At 54.6% G+C, this 19239-nt stretch carries 9 protein-coding genes, 4 tRNA genes and 5 rRNA genes; 16 read left to right on the forward strand and 2 right to left on the reverse strand.

The window, feature by feature from the left end; genetic code table 11:
* Positions 1-149 precede the first annotated feature (149 nt).
* Complete coding sequence (gene apaG, locus AC1MGT_RS14480; protein ID WP_183553774.1) at positions 150-524, forward strand: Co2+/Mg2+ efflux facilitator ApaG/CorD; 375 nt, start codon at positions 150-152, stop codon at positions 522-524.
* A gap of 2 nt (positions 525-526) precedes the next feature.
* Here apaG and AC1MGT_RS14485 read toward each other — a convergent pair whose 3' ends face one another.
* Positions 527-652, reverse strand: coding sequence for a hypothetical protein (locus AC1MGT_RS14485; protein ID WP_258837389.1), 126 nt, complete (start codon positions 650-652; stop codon positions 527-529).
* Positions 653-671: 19 nt separating this feature from the next.
* Between AC1MGT_RS14485 and mltA the strand changes: the two genes are divergently transcribed.
* From mltA to AC1MGT_RS14540, 11 genes are all read left to right on the forward strand, one after another.
* Positions 672-1877: a murein transglycosylase A gene (gene mltA / locus AC1MGT_RS14490; protein ID WP_499500763.1), complete on the forward strand. Its 1206-nt coding sequence runs from the start codon at positions 672-674 to the stop codon at positions 1875-1877.
* Positions 1878-2002: 125 nt separating this feature from the next.
* Positions 2003-2446 carry a hypothetical protein gene (locus AC1MGT_RS14495; RefSeq protein WP_499500764.1) on the forward strand — a complete coding sequence of 148 codons (444 nt, stop codon included), beginning with the start codon at positions 2003-2005 and terminating at the stop codon, positions 2444-2446.
* A gap of 1 nt (position 2447) precedes the next feature.
* Entirely contained in the window at positions 2448-3260 is an 813-nt protein-coding gene (locus AC1MGT_RS14500; protein WP_499500765.1) for a DUF2145 domain-containing protein, read from the forward strand.
* A gap of 103 nt (positions 3261-3363) precedes the next feature.
* Complete coding sequence (locus tag AC1MGT_RS14505) at positions 3364-4140, forward strand: enoyl-CoA hydratase (RefSeq protein ID WP_499500766.1); 777 nt, start codon at positions 3364-3366, stop codon at positions 4138-4140.
* Positions 4141-4143: 3 nt separating this feature from the next.
* Complete coding sequence (locus tag AC1MGT_RS14510) at positions 4144-5682, forward strand: phospholipase D family protein (protein ID WP_499500768.1); 1539 nt, start codon at positions 4144-4146, stop codon at positions 5680-5682.
* 440 nt (positions 5683-6122) lie between these two features.
* Positions 6123-7655: ribosomal RNA gene (locus AC1MGT_RS14515) — 16S ribosomal RNA — on the forward strand.
* A gap of 85 nt (positions 7656-7740) precedes the next feature.
* Positions 7741-7817 (forward strand) — tRNA-Ile (locus AC1MGT_RS14520).
* Positions 7818-7841: 24 nt separating this feature from the next.
* Positions 7842-7917, forward strand: a tRNA-Ala gene (locus AC1MGT_RS14525).
* A gap of 242 nt (positions 7918-8159) precedes the next feature.
* Positions 8160-11051 (forward strand): 23S ribosomal RNA (locus tag AC1MGT_RS14530).
* Between the two features lie 125 nt (positions 11052-11176).
* A 5S ribosomal RNA gene (rrf, locus tag AC1MGT_RS14535) occupies positions 11177-11289 on the forward strand.
* The 16S, 23S and 5S rRNA genes sit together here with 2 tRNA genes alongside, the layout of an rRNA operon.
* A gap of 316 nt (positions 11290-11605) precedes the next feature.
* Positions 11606-13228, forward strand: a complete 1623-nt coding sequence (locus AC1MGT_RS14540) for a methyl-accepting chemotaxis protein (RefSeq protein WP_499500769.1) — start codon at positions 11606-11608, stop codon at positions 13226-13228.
* A 23-nt stretch (positions 13229-13251) separates the two neighbouring features.
* On the opposite strand, the gene AC1MGT_RS14545 is transcribed toward AC1MGT_RS14540, so the two are convergent.
* Entirely contained in the window at positions 13252-13710 is a 459-nt protein-coding gene (locus AC1MGT_RS14545; RefSeq protein WP_499500770.1) for a MarR family winged helix-turn-helix transcriptional regulator, read from the reverse strand.
* A 587-nt stretch (positions 13711-14297) separates the two neighbouring features.
* Here AC1MGT_RS14545 and AC1MGT_RS14550 point away from each other — a divergent pair.
* From AC1MGT_RS14550 to AC1MGT_RS14565, 4 genes are all read left to right on the forward strand, one after another.
* Positions 14298-15830, forward strand: a 16S ribosomal RNA gene (locus tag AC1MGT_RS14550).
* Positions 15831-15930: 100 nt separating this feature from the next.
* Positions 15931-16007 (forward strand) — tRNA-Ile (locus tag AC1MGT_RS14555).
* A gap of 21 nt (positions 16008-16028) precedes the next feature.
* A tRNA-Ala gene (locus tag AC1MGT_RS14560) sits at positions 16029-16104 on the forward strand.
* A gap of 241 nt (positions 16105-16345) precedes the next feature.
* Positions 16346-19237: ribosomal RNA gene (locus AC1MGT_RS14565) — 23S ribosomal RNA — on the forward strand.
* Positions 19238-19239: the final 2 nt, after the last annotated feature.

Consider the following 19239-nt stretch of genomic DNA (forward strand, 5'->3'; position numbering starts at 1 on the left):
CCGTCGCGCCGGCGCCTCCAGCGTTGGCGATGCCATGGCGCGTCGGCGCTTGGCGGCCACAGGCGGTATGATTGTTATTTGCGCCACATGGCGCGCCGGCCCCTGCGAATGGCGCAGCGGCCGGGTCCACGATCACGCAAGGAACCTCGATGCCCGCCTACGATTTCGCTGTCACCGTCAGAACGCAATACCTGGCGGAGCAGTCCGACCCGGACCGGAGCCAGTTCGTGTTCAGCTACACGATCACCATCAAGAACACCGGCAGCATTCCTGCCCAGCTCATTTCCCGTCATTGGGTCATTCTCGACGCCAATAACCAGATGCAGGAAGTCAAAGGCCTCGGCGTGGTCGGCCACCAGCCGTTGCTGGCGCCGGGCGAGCAGTTCGAGTACACGAGCGGCACGCACCTGGGCACCGCGCAGGGCTCGATGCGCGGCGAATACTTCTGCGTGGCCGAGGATGGCCATCGCTTCGAGGCCACCATTCCCGAATTCGTGCTGTCGCCACCGCGCTCCCTGCACTGATCCTACGGGGCGGGGGTGTCGTCGCCGTCGTCCCGGTCGCTGTCTTTGCGGCCGGCGAACATGGTCCACCAGACGATGAACACGAACAGGAACAGCGCGACGCCGGCTTCCACCATCAAGATCCACATATCGGTCCCCATGGTTCCCATGTATACAATACGCCGCAGTGTACCCGTCCTGATCGCGCTCGTCAGCCTGCTGAGTGCCTGTTCGACCGAACCGAAGCCCACGGCGCCATCGGTCCCGCCGCCGGTCACGATGCCGCCGCCGGTCGGGCCGGTGGTGGTGGCGCCCCCGCCGGTTCAGCCGCCAGCGCCGACAGCACCGCTTACGCCCACCACCTTTGCCGCGCTGCCGGGCTGGCAGCAGGACGACGTGCGTCAGGCCTGGCCGGCCTTCCTCCAATCGTGCAGCGTGCTGGCGTCGCGCCAGGCGCCGTGGAAGACGCCATGCGCGGCGGCCAGCGCGGTCGATGCGAAGGACGTCGCAGCCGTGCGCCGCTTCTTCGAGACGTATTTCGTGCCGAACCAGGTGCGTAACCCGGATGGCGCCGATACCGGGCTGATTACCGGCTATTACGAAGCGATGCTGTATGGCGCACGCAAGCGGGGCGGGGCGTTCCAGACGCCGCTGTACCGGGTGCCGGACGATCTGGTGACGGTCGACCTGGGCAGCATCTATCCCGATCTGCAGAACCGGCGCCTGCGTGGGCGGCTTTCCGGCAAGACCGTGATTCCGTATCAGAGCCGTGCCGACATTGACCGCGCGCCATTGAGCGGCAAGGAGTTGCTGTGGGTGAGTGATCCGGTGGATGCGTTCTTTCTCGAGGTGCAGGGTTCGGGCCGCATCAAGCTCGATACCGGCGAAACGGTGCGCGTGGGCTATGCCGACCAGAATGGTCATCCCTACAAAGCCATCGGGCGCTGGTTCGTGGAGCAGGGGATCATGACGCCAGACCAGGTGTCGGCGCAGTCGATCCGGGCCTGGATTGTGGCGAATCCGTCGCGGCGCCAGGAACTGTTGAATGTGAACCCGAGCTATATCTTCTTCACGGAGACCAAAGTCGCTGACCCGGGCGTCGGACCGCGCGGCGCGCTCAATGTGCCGCTGACGCCGGGCCGCTCGATTGCGGTCGACCGTACCATCCTGCCGCTGGGTGCGCCGGTGTGGCTGTCGACGACGATGCCGAAGGATGGCGCGCCCCTGCAGCGTCTGGTGATGGGGCAGGACGTGGGCGGCACGATTCGCGGCGCGGTGCGGGCCGATTTCTTCTTCGGCTTCGGGCCGGAAGCCACGGAAAATGCCGGACTCATGAAACAGAGCGGAACGATGTGGGTGTTGTTGCCGAAGTGAACCTTCGTTGCATAATTGAGGGAATCGGGCTACTCTGACTTTTGATTCAATTTCCACGCTGCAATTTTTCGCTGTGTTGATGCGCGGTGACGTGGTGGTGCTTTCATTTTTCACAGGTTCTATTCATGCGTCTGCATTCCCTCCTTGCCATTTGCCTTGCCGCTGCCATCGCCGCGCCCAGCCAGGCCGCCGCGCCTGGTCCTTCCGATACCGTACTGTCGGTAGGCAGCATCGTGCTGCTGGTGCCGTTCAGTGTGGTTTATCTGAGCGCGAAGCACGTGGCGGAAGGCTCGCAGGCCGTCATCGATGTGTCCAGGCGCTGGAGCGTTGCAGCGGTCCGGCCTGAGGGCGACAAGACTGCGCTGGAACTACGCAGCGACGACCAGCAGTTGAAAATCGACATGGCAATCCAGACCCGGATCGTGCAGAACGAGGCAATCAAGGCCGGCGATCGCATTGATATCGAAGCGGTCGGCAAGGCTGGCTATGCTGTCAAGAAAGGCAAGGCGACCATCGCCCTGCTGGCCGAACCAGGCACCGGCATGGCCCACTCGCGCCCGCGCAGCTAGGATGCGCCGCGCCGTTGCTGCGGCTGCACTGGCGCTGGCGGTGCCCACGGCCTTCGCCGGCACCCCCTGCGAGGAGCAGGTCGCTTCTCCAGAGCTATTGGTCCGAAGCATGCAGATGGCCGATCTCACGCGCACGGCGCTCGAAGGCATCGGCGACGATGTCGTGCTGATCGCGCGCGTGGGGCAGGATCTGTCGGCATACCGGCTGACCTATTCGCACGCGGCATTCGCCGTGCGCGCGCATCCAGCCGGCGCCTGGTCGGTGGTGCACAAGCTCAATACGTGTGGCACGGCGACGTCGGCACTGTACGACGAAGGGTTGATTAATTTCTTCTCTGACGCACCAGTGCGTTATCAGGCCGGGATCTGGCGTCTGGCACCTGCTGTCCAGGCCCGGCTCAAGAACGCACTGCTTGGCAACAAGGCGCGCGACTACCACGAGCCGCACTACAGCCTGGCTGCCTATCCGTTCAGCACGCGCTATCAGAATTCGAACGGCTGGGTCCTGGAAATGCTGGCCTACGCCATCGCGCCCGAGGATGCCGCGACGACCCGCACCACAGCGCAGACCTGGCTCGCGTCGAAAGGTTACCAGCCAACCGAGCTGGCGTTGGGCACGATGACGCGCCTGGGCGCACGGATCTCGAAGGCGAATATTGCGTTTGACGACCATCCGTCCAGCTTGCGCTGGAAGGGGCGGATCCAGACCGTGTCGGTGGAGTCGATCGTGACCTGGCTGCGGACCTTGCCCAATGGTTGCCAGGCCATGGGCTGCCCGGAATTGCCGGTCGTGCTGCCGCCAGCAGGGTCGTGATGGGCGGCGTCGTATATATACAGGCCGATCGGGGCGCTCGACTTGACGTACACGGAAAGCGCTACAATCGCGACGATACTATCCAACCAGATGAGGGTGTCCCATGGAATATGCTGACCTGTTGATCGAGAACCACGGCAGGGTCGCCGTGGTACGGCTGAACCGTCCGAAGGCGATGAATGCGCTCAACGACAATATGATGAACGAGCTGGGCGATGCGCTGCGCGCGTTCGACCAGGATCCGGCGATCAATGTCATCGTGTTGACGGGTAGCGAGAAGGCCTTCGCTGCCGGCGCCGACATCGCCGCCATGGCGCAGTACGATTACCAGGAAACCTACGGCAATAACTATATTGGCCGTAACTGGGAACACATCCTCGACATCCGCAAGCCGGTCATCGGCGTGGTCTCGGGCTATTGCCTGGGTGGTGGTTGTGAGCTGGCGATGATGTGCGACTTTTTGATCGCCGCCGACAGCGCAAAGTTCGGGCAGCCGGAGATCAAGGTCGGCGTGACGCCAGGTGCCGGTGGCACTCAGCGCCTGCCGCGCGCGATTTCCAAGTCGAAAGCGATGGACATGCTGCTCACCACGCGCATGATCGACGCCGCCGAGGCGGAGCGTACCGGGCTGGTCTCGCGCGTGTACCCGGCGGCCGATGTGATGGACGAGGCAATCAAGATCGCCCAGGGCATTGCCGACATGCCCGTATCGGTGGCCATGCAGATCAAGGACTGCGTCAACCAGGCGTATGAGATGACGCTGAGCCAGGGCGTGGCCTACGAGCGTCGCTACTTCCATGCCGGTTTCGGCACCCCTGCGCAGAAAGAAGGCATGTCGGCATTCCTTGAAAAGCGCAAACCTGACTTCGAAGGACATTGAACCATGAAGAAGCGCGCCAAATTATGGCTGCTGGTGCCAACGGCGCTGCTTGCAGGCGCATTGACGCTGTCGAGTTGCTCAACGCTGCCGCCGCTCGAGGGGCGCGTTGCCAGCACGGCCCTGACTGATACGGACAACACCCGGCTCGGCCAGGCGCTGTTGCCGCTGACCACGGCGCATCCCGGCCTGGTCGGCATTCACAGCCTGCCTGATGGGCGCGATGCATTCGCCGCGCGCGCCGTGCTGGCGCAGGCGGCCGATCGCAGCCTGGACGTTCAATACTATATCTGGCGCAACGACACCACCGGCATGCTGATGTTCAACGCATTGCGCAAGGCGGCGGACCGTGGCGTGCGGGTGCGCCTGTTGCTGGACGATAACAATACGGGTGGCCTGGATGCGATCTTGGCCCAGCTCGATGCCCATCCGAACATCGAGGTGCGGCTGTTCAATCCGAACGGCATCCGCTCGATGCGCCCGCTTGGCATGGTCGCCGATTTCTGGCGCATGAACCGGCGCATGCACAATAAATCGTTCACCGCCGATAACAAGGCCACGATCATCGGCGGCCGGAATGTGGGCGACGAGTATTTCGGCGCGGCTGGCGATATCTCGTTCGCCGACCTTGACGTGATCGCTACCGGTCCGGTGGTGAAAGAAGTTTCCGCGGATTTCGACCTGTATTGGAACTGTCCGTCGGCCTATCCGCTGGCGCTGATGGTGACAGATGCCAAGGCGCCACCGCCGGCCACGGTCGATGCCGAGACCAAAGCCTATCTGGATGCGATCGGACAATCGGCATTCTTGAATAAAGTCATGAGCGGGACGCTGCCGCTGGAATGGGCGCATGCGCGTTTCCTGAGCGACGATCCTGCCAAGGTACTGGACCAGTCTTCGCCAGATGAGAATATTGCGGCCAGGCTCGCAGTGCTGTTCGGTCAGCCGGAACGCAATCTGGACCTGGTCTCGCCGTATTTCGTGCCGGGCAAGGATGGGGCGGCTGCAATGATCGAGATGGCCAGGAAGGGCGCAAAAATCCGGGTACTCACGAATTCGCTCGAGGCGACTGACGTTTCCGCTGTTCATGCCGGCTATGCCAAGTGGCGCAAGCCGCTGCTGGAGGCTGGCGTGGCGTTGTATGAATTGCGTCGTGCATCTACCGACGAGCCATCGCGCCAGAAAAAGCGCAGTGGCGCCGGCTTTGGCAGTTCGGATGCGAGCCTGCATGCCAAGACGTTTGGCGTGGACGGCAACCGGATCTTCGTCGGCTCGTTCAACTTCGACCAGCGGTCGATTCACCTGAATACCGAAATGGGGATGGTGATTGACAGCGTCGAGCTGGCCCACCGTCTGAGTACAACGCTGGACGAGACCTTGCCGATGCGTGCCTATGAAGTGCTGCTGGATGAGAAGGGCAATGTCTACTGGCTGGAAGGCCGCGACGGCAAGATCGTCCGGCATGACGTCGAGCCTGGAACGACGTGGTGGAAGCGGGCTGTCGTACATGGTCTGGGTTGGCTGCCGATCGACTGGCTCTTGTAGGACAAAATCTTTTCCTTGTAGTCCCTTGCGGACTGCATGGCAGGTTTGGTATAGTTCGCCTCCGCTTCGGCACTGACCGAAAATGTTAACGTAATCAAGTGGTTACGAGAGCAAGGTCTACAGAGAAATCTGAGACGAAGCGAAAAGAAGGGGTTGACGAGATTGTAGGATTGCAGCATAATCTCTCTTCTCTGCTGCAGCGAACAAAACGATTCGCACCATGCGGCAAGGCAGTACCAGATAAAGTTCTTTAAAAATTAACAGTCGATAAGTGTGGGCGTTTGATGAAGGTGCCAAAGACTTCGGTCTTTGATTACTTAAATTATCAAATGTTCACAAAAAAGAAATACGTTGTCTCAGCAATGAGATAACGGTCAGTATTTTGAGTGAGCGACCCCTGCAGCAATGCAGGGTGGCAGAAATGCCAACAAACAGAGATTGAACTGAAGAGTTTGATCCTGGCTCAGATTGAACGCTGGCGGCATGCTTTACACATGCAAGTCGAACGGCAGCGCGGGGCAACCTGGCGGCGAGTGGCGAACGGGTGAGTAATATATCGGAACGTACCCAAGAGTGGGGGATAACGTAGCGAAAGTTACGCTAATACCGCATACGATCTAAGGATGAAAGCAGGGGATCTTCGGACCTTGTGCTCCTGGAGCGGCCGATATCTGATTAGCTAGTTGGTGAGGTAAAGGCTCACCAAGGCCACGATCAGTAGCTGGTCTGAGAGGACGACCAGCCACACTGGAACTGAGACACGGTCCAGACTCCTACGGGAGGCAGCAGTGGGGAATTTTGGACAATGGGCGAAAGCCTGATCCAGCAATGCCGCGTGAGTGAAGAAGGCCTTCGGGTTGTAAAGCTCTTTTGTCAGGGAAGAAACGGTGAAGGCTAATATCCTTCGCTAATGACGGTACCTGAAGAATAAGCACCGGCTAACTACGTGCCAGCAGCCGCGGTAATACGTAGGGTGCAAGCGTTAATCGGAATTACTGGGCGTAAAGCGTGCGCAGGCGGTTTTGTAAGTCTGACGTGAAATCCCCGGGCTCAACCTGGGAATTGCGTTGGAGACTGCAAGGCTAGAATCTGGCAGAGGGGGGTAGAATTCCACGTGTAGCAGTGAAATGCGTAGAGATGTGGAGGAACACCGATGGCGAAGGCAGCCCCCTGGGTCAAGATTGACGCTCATGCACGAAAGCGTGGGGAGCAAACAGGATTAGATACCCTGGTAGTCCACGCCCTAAACGATGTCTACTAGTTGTCGGGTTTTAATTAACTTGGTAACGCAGCTAACGCGTGAAGTAGACCGCCTGGGGAGTACGGTCGCAAGATTAAAACTCAAAGGAATTGACGGGGACCCGCACAAGCGGTGGATGATGTGGATTAATTCGATGCAACGCGAAAAACCTTACCTACCCTTGACATGTACGGAAGGCCGAAGAGATTTGGCTGTGCTCGAAAGAGAACCGTAACACAGGTGCTGCATGGCTGTCGTCAGCTCGTGTCGTGAGATGTTGGGTTAAGTCCCGCAACGAGCGCAACCCTTGTCATTAGTTGCTACATTCAGTTGAGCACTCTAATGAGACTGCCGGTGACAAACCGGAGGAAGGTGGGGATGACGTCAAGTCCTCATGGCCCTTATGGGTAGGGCTTCACACGTCATACAATGGTACATACAGAGGGCCGCCAACCCGCGAGGGGGAGCTAATCCCAGAAAGTGTATCGTAGTCCGGATCGCAGTCTGCAACTCGACTGCGTGAAGTTGGAATCGCTAGTAATCGCGGATCAGCATGTCGCGGTGAATACGTTCCCGGGTCTTGTACACACCGCCCGTCACACCATGGGAGCGGGTTTTACCAGAAGTAGGTAGCTTAACCGCAAGGAGGGCGCTTACCACGGTAGGATTCGTGACTGGGGTGAAGTCGTAACAAGGTAGCCGTATCGGAAGGTGCGGCTGGATCACCTCCTTTCTAGAGTAGCACCACGAAACTGAGAAGTTTCATTATCAAGCGTCCACGCTTATCGACTGTTGAACAAGTAAAGAACAGTTTTATCGGGGCTGTAGCTCAGCTGGTTAGAGCACCGTGTTGATAACGCGGGGGTCGTTGGTTCGAGTCCAACCAGCCCTACCAATCAGCACTAAGCATCACCTGAATGGGGGATTAGCTCAGCTGGGAGAGCACCTGCTTTGCAAGCAGGGGGTCGTCGGTTCGATCCCGTCATCCTCCACCATTACGGTAAAAGTTCAAACGTAAGTCGTCAGTGATTCACTGATGTGATTTAGGTTTGGTCTTTTCGAGATCACTGTTTTTTCGTTCTTTAACAATCTGGAAGAAGTAAAGTTTTTAAGTATGTAGCGCAAATCGGAAACGAGATGTGATGCATGCTTGGGTAGTAGTATTTGTATCATTGCAACACAGCTGTACTCTTGTACCTGTGACGATCTCTGTTGTCAGCAGAGGCCAACGTTATAGGGACAAGCGAATAAGTGCACATGGTGGATGCCTTGGCGATTACAGGCGATGAAGGACGTAGTAGCTTGCGATAAGCTGCGGGGAGCTAGCAAACGAGCTTTGATCCGCAGATTTCCGAATGGGGAAACCCGGCCTTTATAGGTCATTGCATACTGAATACATAGGTATGCAAAGCGAACGCGGCGAACTGAAACATCTAAGTAGCTGCAGGAAAAGAAATCAACCGAGATTCCCAAAGTAGTGGCGAGCGAAATGGGATGAGCCTGTATGTGATAGTCGATCGGATAGTGGAAGTCTCTGGAAATAGACGCCATAGAGGGTGATAGCCCCTTACACGAAATTCGAACGGTGGTACTAAGCATACGACAAGTAGGGCGGGACACGAGAAATCCTGTCTGAACATGGGGGGACCATCCTCCAAGGCTAAATACTCGTAATCGACCGATAGTGAACCAGTACCGTGAGGGAAAGGCGAAAAGAACCCCGGGAGGGGAGTGAAATAGATCCTGAAACCGTGTGCATACAAACAGTAGGAGCGGACTTGTTCCGTGACTGCGTACCTTTTGTATAATGGGTCAGCGACTTACATTCAGTGGCGAGGTTAACCGTATAGGGGAGCCGTAGAGAAATCGAGTCCGAATAGGGCGACAGTCGCTGGGTGTAGACCCGAAACCAAGTGATCTACCCATGGCCAGGATGAAGGTGCGGTAACACGCCCTGGAGGTCCGAACCCACTAATGTTGAAAAATTAGGGGATGAGCTGTGGGTAGGGGTGAAAGGCTAAACAAACTTGGAAATAGCTGGTTCTCTCCGAAAACTATTTAGGTAGTGCCTCAAGTATCACCATCGGGGGTAGAGCACTGTTATGGCTAGGGGGTCATTGCGACTTACCAAACCATTGCAAACTCCGAATACCGATGAGTGCGAGCTTGGGAGACAGACATCGGGTGCTAACGTCCGGTGTCAAGAGGGAAACAACCCAGACCGCCAGCTAAGGTCCCAAAGATTGGCTAAGTGGAAAACGAAGTGGGAAGGCTAAAACAGTCAGGATGTTGGCTTAGAAGCAGCCATCATTTAAAGAAAGCGTAATAGCTCACTGATCGAGTCGTCCTGCGCGGAAGATGTAACGGGGCTAAGCCAGTCACCGAAGCTGCGGATATTTTTCTCGTAATTTATTACTTGATCAATATGGTAGGAGAGCGTTCTGTAAGCCTGCGAAGGTGTCTTGTAAAGGATGCTGGAGGTATCAGAAGTGCGAATGCTGACATGAGTAGCGATAATGGGGGTGAAAAGCCTCCACGCCGTAAGCCCAAGGTTTCCTGTTCAACGTTCATCGGAGCAGGGTGAGTCGGCCCCTAAGGCGAGGCAGAGATGCGTAGCTGATGGGAAGCAGGTTAATATTCCTGCACCGTCGTATGATGCGATGGGGGGACGGATCGCGGAAGGTTGTCTGGCTGTTGGAATAGCCAGTTTTTGACTCATAGAAGGTACTTAGGCAAATCCGGGTACGTAATTCAAGGGGTTGAGACGAGGAACTTAGGTTCTGAAGCAATCGGAAGTGGTTCCAAGAAAAGCCTCTAAGCTTCAGTCATACGAGACCGTACCGCAAACCGACACAGGTGGGCGAGATGAGTATTCTAAGGCGCTTGAGAGAACTCGGGAGAAGGAACTCGGCAAATTGGTACCGTAACTTCGGGATAAGGTACGCCCTAGTAGTTTGACCACTTTACTGTGGAAGGATGAACGGGTTGCAATAAAATGGTGGCTGCGACTGTTTAATAAAAACACAGCACTCTGCAAACACGAAAGTGGACGTATAGGGTGTGACGCCTGCCCGGTGCTGGAAGATTAAATGATGGGGTGCAAGCTCTTGATTGAAGTCCCAGTAAACGGCGGCCGTAACTATAACGGTCCTAAGGTAGCGAAATTCCTTGTCGGGTAAGTTCCGACCTGCACGAATGGCGTAACGATGGCCACACTGTCTCCTCCCGAGACTCAGCGAAGTTGAAATGTTTGTGATGATGCAATCTACCCGCGGCTAGACGGAAAGACCCCATGAACCTTTACTGTAGCTTTGCATTGGACTTTGAATCAATCTGTGTAGGATAGGTGGGAGGCTTTGAAGCGGACACGCTAGTGTTCGTGGAGCCAACCTTGAAATACCACCCTGGTTCATTTGAGGTTCTAACCTTGGTCCGTTATCCGGATCGGGGACAGTGCATGGTAGGCAGTTTGACTGGGGCGGTCTCCTCCTAAAGTGTAACGGAGGAGTTCGAAGGTACGCTAATTACGGTCGGACATCGTGATGATAGTGCAATGGCATAAGCGTGCTTAACTGCGAGACCGACAAGTCGAGCAGGTACGAAAGTAGGACATAGTGATCCGGTGGTTCTGTATGGAAGGGCCATCGCTCAACGGATAAAAGGTACTCTGGGGATAACAGGCTGATTCCTCCCAAGAGTTCATATCGACGGGGGAGTTTGGCACCTCGATGTCGGCTCATCACATCCTGGGGCTGTAGCCGGTCCCAAGGGTATGGCTGTTCGCCATTTAAAGTGGTACGTGAGCTGGGTTTAAAACGTCGTGAGACAGTTTGGTCCCTATCTGCCGTGGGCGTTGGAAATTTGAAGGGGGCTGCTCCTAGTACGAGAGGACCGGAGTGGACGAACCTCTGGTGTACCGGTTGTCACGCCAGTGGCATTGCCGGGTAGCTAAGTTCGGAAGAGATAACCGCTGAAAGCATCTAAGCGGGAAACTTGCCTTGAGATGAGATTTCCCAGAGCCTTGAGCTCTTTAAAGGGTCGTTCGAGACCAGGACGTTGATAGGCTGGGTGTGGAAGTGCAGTAATGCATTAAGCTAACCAGTACTAATTGCCCGTACGGCTTGTCCCTATAACCTTGGTAGTCCAGGGTTGCAAGAGTTCAGCTGTTGTTGATACAAATACGACCCCAAATAAAACTACTTCTTCCAGATTCAGAGCCTCGTTGCATCAGCAACGAGGCTCGTACAAGTTATGCCTGATGACCATAGCAAGTCGGTCCCACCCCTTCCCATCCCGAACAGGACCGTGAAACGACTTTGCGCCGATGATAGTGCTGCAACCAGTGTGAAAGTAGGTTATCGTCAGGCTAGTTATATAGAAAAGCCCCACTCAGTGATCTGAGTGGGGCTTTTCGCTTTGGGCGATCGATCTAACAAGACGGCTCATCTTGATTCTCACGATGATACCTGGCTCGATCCCATTCATCAAAACGCAGCCCCCAACCATCCCTGGCGTTTACGTTCGCTTGATCTTCCCCGTTATATATCGCTTTCGTGTGAAAAAACATCAGCGTAAGGAGCTTAAAGTATAGAAAGCTTTGCTTTCCGTATGGAATGAATCGTGCGCTATTAAATCTTCTCTATAATGCTTTTTCACCATTGAACACCGCTGATTGATGGTTACATGCCAACCGGCGAAACCGCATATTTCTCTCGAAGTCGTTATCATATGAACATATTTTCCTCACTCAGTACCCGTGCAAAACTCGGCGTCGGATTCGGCCTGGTCGGCATCCTCATTATCGTGCTCGCGTTTTTTGCCTGGCGTGAGTTAGGAAGTGTTGGTCAGGAGCTGGCGGATCAGAATGCTGTGCGCACAACGAAGCTCGAGCGTCTGTATGCGCTGCGTGAATCTCTCGCGCAAACCGGACTAGCTGCACGCAATGCTTACATCATTCCCGATGCGATGAAAGCACAGGGTGAGTTGGCCCTGCTGGATGAACAAAAGGCCAATTTTCTCAAGGAGTTGCAGGCTCTGGCGCCCCTGTTTGAAGGAGACGCTGACTTTGTGACGATGCGCGCCGGCCTGCTGCGTATGGCAGAGGAACTCAATCGTCCGAGACGCTACCGCGATGCCGGTCAGATGACAGAATATGGTTCATTCCTGGTCAATGAGTGCAGCCCGCTGCGCCGGCAAAACGTGCTCGACATCGATCGGGTGATCAAGGCTGTGCAAAAGCAGGTTGAAGCGGGCACGCTGAGCGCCGAGCAATCCATCACGTCTGCACAAACAACGATCATCGCGGTTGCCCTCGCTGCAGTGATGATCAGTATTCTGGTTGGTGGCGCCATCACGGCGCACCTGTTGCGCCAGCTGGGTGGCGAGCCTTTGGAGGTCAATCGCATCGCATCGGCGATCGCGTCAGGTGATCTCACGGTCAAGGTGACTGTCCGCCCTAAAGATCGCGCAAGCGTCATGTATGCCATCGGAGAAATGCAAGGCAGTCTGCAGCGCATCGTTGCGCAAGTGCGCGGTGGCACTGACATGATTGCGAATGCTTCCAGCGAAATTACCGCCGGCAACAGCGACCTTTCAACGCGCACTGCTCAACAAGCCACCTCACTCGGTCGAACGGCTACGTCAATGAAAAATTTCACTGCTGTGGTAGAGCAAAATACTGAACATGCCCGTCATGCCAATACCCTGGCGGCGTCAGCGAGTCAGGTTGCCAGCAAAGGTGGCAGTGTCGTCAGTGCAGTGGTGAGCACGATGCAGGAGATTAATGCATCAGCGCACAAGATCTCGGACATCATCAGCGTGATTGACGGCATTGCATTTCAAACCAATATCCTCGCACTCAACGCTGCAGTAGAGGCAGCGCGCGCAGGCGAACAGGGCCGAGGCTTCGCTGTGGTCGCTAGTGAAGTGCGAAGCCTGGCACATCGTTCAGCCAGCGCGGCAAAGGAAATTTCCGCACTGATCGGCGAATCGGTCGCGAAGGTGGATGCGGGCTCGAAGCTGGTCGAACAAGCCGGTACGACGATGACCGACATCGTGACGAGCGTGCGACATGTCAGCGGTATTATCGAAGAGATCACCGCTGCCAGCGAAGCGCAACACGCCGGTATCCAGGAGGTCAACCTTGCTGTCGATCAGATGGACGAAGCAACCCAGCAAAATGCTGTGCTGGTCGAGCAGTCCGCTGCGTCGGCGGCAGCGCTCAACGAGCAAGCGGGGAATTTATTGCGAACGGTTCGGGTGTTCCGAATCAATGCCGAGAACCAACCGCTGCGAATCGCAGCGTAAGTCAGATGAACGACAGCGTGGGCTTAGCCGTCGTTGTCGTTCAAGCTATTGCGCAGTTCGACCAACTGACTACGTAGTGTCTCTGCTTCGTCGGCCGAACACTTCGTCGCACGAAATACTGCCGCCATTACGTTGGCGGCCTTCTGTTTGAGTGCCTTGCCGTCGTCAGTCAGGCTGATGATCACTTGCCGCTCATCACTACGAGCCCGGTTACGCTGGACAAGGCCCTGAGCCTCCATGCGTTTAAGCAGGGGTGTCAACGTCGCGGAATCCAGGAACAGATGCACGCCGATATCTGACACCGTCAATTGGTCCTGTTCCCACAACACCATCATGACGAGATATTGAGGGTAGGTCAGGCCCAGTTGAGGGAGCACGCCACGATACACCCGCATCATTGCCAACGAAGTCGAATACAGCGCGAAGCATAGCTGTTCGTCGAGGCGGGGTGTGGTGGTAGAGGGAAGAGAAGGGGTCGTCATGGATCCAATATAGGTCGCACGCTAGATAATTGCAAGCAATGCTACCCAAGGAGGCTAGCGCCCTCATGCGTTGGCAGTCCCTCGCGATTCGTGGAGCAAGCCCATGTCATCTGTCGCGTATTGCTATTTTTGACGCATGAATACTCGCTTTGAAGAATATTCCTGAAGAGGTCTTGTGCAATCCACCCATGGTTTGTTATAGTTCGCCTCCGCTTCGGCACTGACCGAAAAAGTTAACGTAATCAAGTGGTTACGAGAGCAAGGTCTACAGAGAAATCTGAGACGGAGCGAAAAGAAAGAGTTGACGAGATTTCGGAAACACAGCATAATCTCTCTTCTCTGCTGCAGCGAACAAAACGATTCGCTACCAACAGCAAGATGCACCGAATAAAGTTCTTTAAAAATTAACAGTCGATAAGTGTGGGCGTTTGATGAAGGTGCCAAAGACTTCGGTCTTTGATTACTTAAATTATCAAATGTTCACAAAAAAGAAATACGTTGCTTCAGCAATGAAGTAACGGTCAGTATTTTGAGTGAGCGACCCCTGCCGCAAGGTGGGGTGGCAGAAATGCCAACAAACAGAGATTGAACTGAAGAGTTTGATCCTGGCTCAGATTGAACGCTGGCGGCATGCTTTACACATGCAAGTCGAACGGCAGCGCGGGGCAACCTGGCGGCGAGTGGCGAACGGGTGAGTAATATATCGGAACGTACCCAAGAGTGGGGGATAACGTAGCGAAAGTTACGCTAATACCGCATACGATCTAAGGATGAAAGCAGGGGATCTTCGGACCTTGTGCTCCTGGAGCGGCCGATATCTGATTAGCTAGTTGGTGAGGTAAAGGCTCACCAAGGCTACGATCAGTAGCTGGTCTGAGAGGACGACCAGCCACACTGGAACTGAGACACGGTCCAGACTCCTACGGGAGGCAGCAGTGGGGAATTTTGGACAATGGGCGAAAGCCTGATCCAGCAATGCCGCGTGAGTGAAGAAGGCCTTCGGGTTGTAAAGCTCTTTTGTCAGGGAAGAAACGGTGGAGGCTAATATCCTTCGCTAATGACGGTACCTGAAGAATAAGCACCGGCTAACTACGTGCCAGCAGCCGCGGTAATACGTAGGGTGCAAGCGTTAATCGGAATTACTGGGCGTAAAGCGTGCGCAGGCGGTTTTGTAAGTCTGACGTGAAATCCCCGGGCTCAACCTGGGAATTGCGTTGGAGACTGCAAGGCTAGAATCTGGCAGAGGGGGGTAGAATTCCACGTGTAGCAGTGAAATGCGTAGAGATGTGGAGGAACACCGATGGCGAAGGCAGCCCCCTGGGTCAAGATTGACGCTCATGCACGAAAGCGTGGGGAGCAAACAGGATTAGATACCCTGGTAGTCCACGCCCTAAACGATGTCTACTAGTTGTCGGGTTTTAATTAACTTGGTAACGCAGCTAACGCGTGAAGTAGACCGCCTGGGGAGTACGGTCGCAAGATTAAAACTCAAAGGAATTGACGGGGACCCGCACAAGCGGTGGATGATGTGGATTAATTCGATGCAACGCGAAAAACCTTACCTACCCTTGACATGTACGGAAGACCGAAGAGATTTGGTTGTGCTCGAAAGAGAACCGTAACACAGGTGCTGCATGGCTGTCGTCAGCTCGTGTCGTGAGATGTTGGGTTAAGTCCCGCAACGAGCGCAACCCTTGTCATTAGTTGCTACATTCAGTTGAGCACTCTAATGAGACTGCCGGTGACAAACCGGAGGAAGGTGGGGATGACGTCAAGTCCTCATGGCCCTTATGGGTAGGGCTTCACACGTCATACAATGGTACATACAGAGGGCCGCCAACCCGCGAGGGGGAGCTAATCCCAGAAAGTGTATCGTAGTCCGGATCGCAGTCTGCAACTCGACTGCGTGAAGTTGGAATCGCTAGTAATCGCGGATCAGCATGTCGCGGTGAATACGTTCCCGGGTCTTGTACACACCGCCCGTCACACCATGGGAGCGGGTTTTACCAGAAGTAGGTAGCTTAACCGTAAGGAGGGCGCTTACCACGGTAGGATTCGTGACTGGGGTGAAGTCGTAACAAGGTAGCCGTATCGGAAGGTGCGGCTGGATCACCTCCTTTCTAGAGTAGCACCGCAAACCTTAATGGTTTGCAGAGCTTACGCTCTGCTCATCAAGCGTCCACGCTTATCGACTGTTGAATAGTAAAGAACAGTTTTATCGGGGCTGTAGCTCAGCTGGTTAGAGCACCGTGTTGATAACGCGGGGGTCGTTGGTTCGAGTCCAACCAGCCCTACCAATCAGCACAGCATCACCTAATGGGGGATTAGCTCAGCTGGGAGAGCACCTGCTTTGCAAGCAGGGGGTCGTCGGTTCGATCCCGTCATCCTCCACCATTACGGTAAAAGTTCAAACGTAAGCCTGGCGAATATGCCAACGCGGTTTAGGTTTGGTCTTTTCGAGATCACTGTTTTTTCGTTCTTTAACAATCTGGAAGAAGTAAAGTTTTTAAGTATGTAGCGCAAATCGGAAACGAGATGTGATGCATGCTTGGGTAGTAGTATTTGTATCATTGCAACACAGCTGTACTCTTGTACCTGTGACGATCTCTGTTGTCAGCAGAGGCCAACGTTATAGGGACAAGCGAAAAAGTGCACATGGTGGATGCCTTGGCGATTACAGGCGATGAAGGACGTAGTAGCTTGCGATAAGCTGCGGGGAGCTAGCAAACGAGCTTTGATCCGCAGATTTCCGAATGGGGAAACCCGGCCTTTATAGGTCATTGCATACTGAATACATAGGTATGCAAAGCGAACGCGGCGAACTGAAACATCTAAGTAGCTGCAGGAAAAGAAATCAACCGAGATTCCCAAAGTAGTGGCGAGCGAAATGGGATGAGCCTGTATGTGATAGTCGATCGGATAGTGGAAGCTTCTGGAAATAAGCGCCATAGAGGGTGATAGCCCCTTACACGAAATTCGAACGGTGGTACTAAGCATACGACAAGTAGGGCGGGACACGAGAAATCCTGTCTGAACATGGGGGGACCATCCTCCAAGGCTAAATACTCGTAATCGACCGATAGTGAACCAGTACCGTGAGGGAAAGGCGAAAAGAACCCCGGGAGGGGAGTGAAATAGATCCTGAAACCGTGTGCATACAAACAGTAGGAGCGGACTTGTTCCGTGACTGCGTACCTTTTGTATAATGGGTCAGCGACTTACATTCAGTGGCGAGGTTAACCGTATAGGGGAGCCGTAGAGAAATCGAGTCCGAATAGGGCGACAGTCGCTGGGTGTAGACCCGAAACCAAGTGATCTACCCATGGCCAGGATGAAGGTGCGGTAACACGCCCTGGAGGTCCGAACCCACTAATGTTGAAAAATTAGGGGATGAGCTGTGGGTAGGGGTGAAAGGCTAAACAAACTTGGAAATAGCTGGTTCTCTCCGAAAACTATTTAGGTAGTGCCTCAAGTATCACCATCGGGGGTAGAGCACTGTTATGGCTAGGGGGTCATTGCGACTTACCAAACCATTGCAAACTCCGAATACCGATGAGTGCGAGCTTGGGAGACAGACATCGGGTGCTAACGTCCGGTGTCAAGAGGGAAACAACCCAGACCGCCAGCTAAGGTCCCAAAGATTGGCTAAGTGGAAAACGAAGTGGGAAGGCTAAAACAGTCAGGATGTTGGCTTAGAAGCAGCCATCATTTAAAGAAAGCGTAATAGCTCACTGATCGAGTCGTCCTGCGCGGAAGATGTAACGGGGCTAAGCCAGTCACCGAAGCTGCGGATATTTTTCTCGTAATTTATTACTTGATCAATATGGTAGGAGAGCGTTCTGTAAGCCTGCGAAGGTGTCTTGTAAAGGATGCTGGAGGTATCAGAAGTGCGAATGCTGACATGAGTAGCGATAATGGGGGTGAAAAGCCTCCACGCCGTAAGCCCAAGGTTTCCTGTTCAACGTTCATCGGAGCAGGGTGAGTCGGCCCCTAAGGCGAGGCAGAGATGCGTAGCTGATGGGAAGCAGGTTAATATTCCTGCACCGTCGTATGATGCGATGGGGGGACGGATCGCGGAAGGTTGTCTGGCTGTTGGAATAGCCAGTTTTTGACTCATAGAAGGTACTTAGGCAAATCCGGGTACGTAATTCAAGGGGTCGAGACGAGGAACTTAGGTTCTGAAGCAATCGGAAGTGGTTCCAAGAAAAGCCTCTAAGCTTCAGTCATACGAGACCGTACCGCAAACCGACACAGGTGGGCGAGATGAGTATTCTAAGGCGCTTGAGAGAACTCGGGAGAAGGAACTCGGCAAATTGGTACCGTAACTTCGGGATAAGGTACGCCCTAGTAGTTTGATTGGTTTACTCCATGAGGATGAACGGGTTGCAATAAAATGGTGGCTGCGACTGTTTAATAAAAACACAGCACTCTGCAAACACGAAAGTGGACGTATAGGGTGTGACGCCTGCCCGGTGCTGGAAGATTAAATGATGGGGTGCAAGCTCTTGATTGAAGTCCCAGTAAACGGCGGCCGTAACTATAACGGTCCTAAGGTAGCGAAATTCCTTGTCGGGTAAGTTCCGACCTGCACGAATGGCGTAACGATGGCCACACTGTCTCCTCCCGAGACTCAGCGAAGTTGAAATGTTTGTGATGATGCAATCTACCCGCGGCTAGACGGAAAGACCCCATGAACCTTTACTGTAGCTTTGCATTGGACTTTGAATCAATCTGTGTAGGATAGGTGGGAGGCTTTGAAGCAGACACGCTAGTGTTTGTGGAGCCAACCTTGAAATACCACCCTGGTTCATTTGAGGTTCTAACCTTGGTCCGTTATCCGGATCGGGGACAGTGCATGGTAGGCAGTTTGACTGGGGCGGTCTCCTCCTAAAGTGTAACGGAGGAGTTCGAAGGTACGCTAATTACGGTCGGACATCGTGATGATAGTGCAATGGCATAAGCGTGCTTAACTGCGAGACCGACAAGTCGAGCAGGTACGAAAGTAGGACATAGTGATCCGGTGGTTCTGTATGGAAGGGCCATCGCTCAACGGATAAAAGGTACTCTGGGGATAACAGGCTGATTCCTCCCAAGAGTTCATATCGACGGGGGAGTTTGGCACCTCGATGTCGGCTCATCACATCCTGGGGCTGTAGCCGGTCCCAAGGGTATGGCTGTTCGCCATTTAAAGTGGTACGTGAGCTGGGTTTAAAACGTCGTGAGACAGTTTGGTCCCTATCTGCCGTGGGCGTTGGAAATTTGAAGGGGGCTGCTCCTAGTACGAGAGGACCGGAGTGGACGAACCTCTGGTGTACCGGTTGTCACGCCAGTGGCATTGCCGGGTAGCTAAGTTCGGAAGAGATAACCGCTGAAAGCATCTAAGCGGGAAACTTGCCTTGAGATGAGATTTCCCAGAGCCTTGAGCTCTTTAAAGGGTCGTTCGAGACCAGGACGTTGATAGGCTGGGTGTGGAAGTGCAGTAATGCATTAAGCTAACCAGTACTAATTGCCCGTACGGCTTGTCCCTAT

The organism is Telluria sp. BA11, assembly GCF_056680305.1.

Excerpts from the sequence above, each read along its gene's own strand:
- AC1MGT_RS14500 (WP_499500765.1), top strand. The coding sequence starts at position 2,448 with ATGCGCCGCGCCGTTGCTGCGGCTGCACTGGCGCTGGCGGTGCCCACG.
- AC1MGT_RS14505 (WP_499500766.1), top strand. The coding sequence starts at position 3,364 with ATGGAATATGCTGACCTGTTGATCGAGAACCACGGCAGGGTCGCCGTG.
- AC1MGT_RS14495 (WP_499500764.1), top strand. The coding sequence starts at position 2,003 with ATGCGTCTGCATTCCCTCCTTGCCATTTGCCTTGCCGCTGCCATCGCC.
- AC1MGT_RS14540 (WP_499500769.1), top strand. The coding sequence starts at position 11,606 with ATGCCAACCGGCGAAACCGCATATTTCTCTCGAAGTCGTTATCATATG.
- AC1MGT_RS14485 (WP_258837389.1), bottom strand. The coding sequence starts at position 652 with ATGTGGATCTTGATGGTGGAAGCCGGCGTCGCGCTGTTCCTGTTCGTG.
- AC1MGT_RS14510 (WP_499500768.1), top strand. The coding sequence starts at position 4,144 with ATGAAGAAGCGCGCCAAATTATGGCTGCTGGTGCCAACGGCGCTGCTT.
- AC1MGT_RS14545 (WP_499500770.1), bottom strand. The coding sequence starts at position 13,710 with ATGACGACCCCTTCTCTTCCCTCTACCACCACACCCCGCCTCGACGAA.
- mltA (WP_499500763.1), top strand. The coding sequence starts at position 672 with ATGTATACAATACGCCGCAGTGTACCCGTCCTGATCGCGCTCGTCAGC.
- apaG (WP_183553774.1), top strand. The coding sequence starts at position 150 with ATGCCCGCCTACGATTTCGCTGTCACCGTCAGAACGCAATACCTGGCG.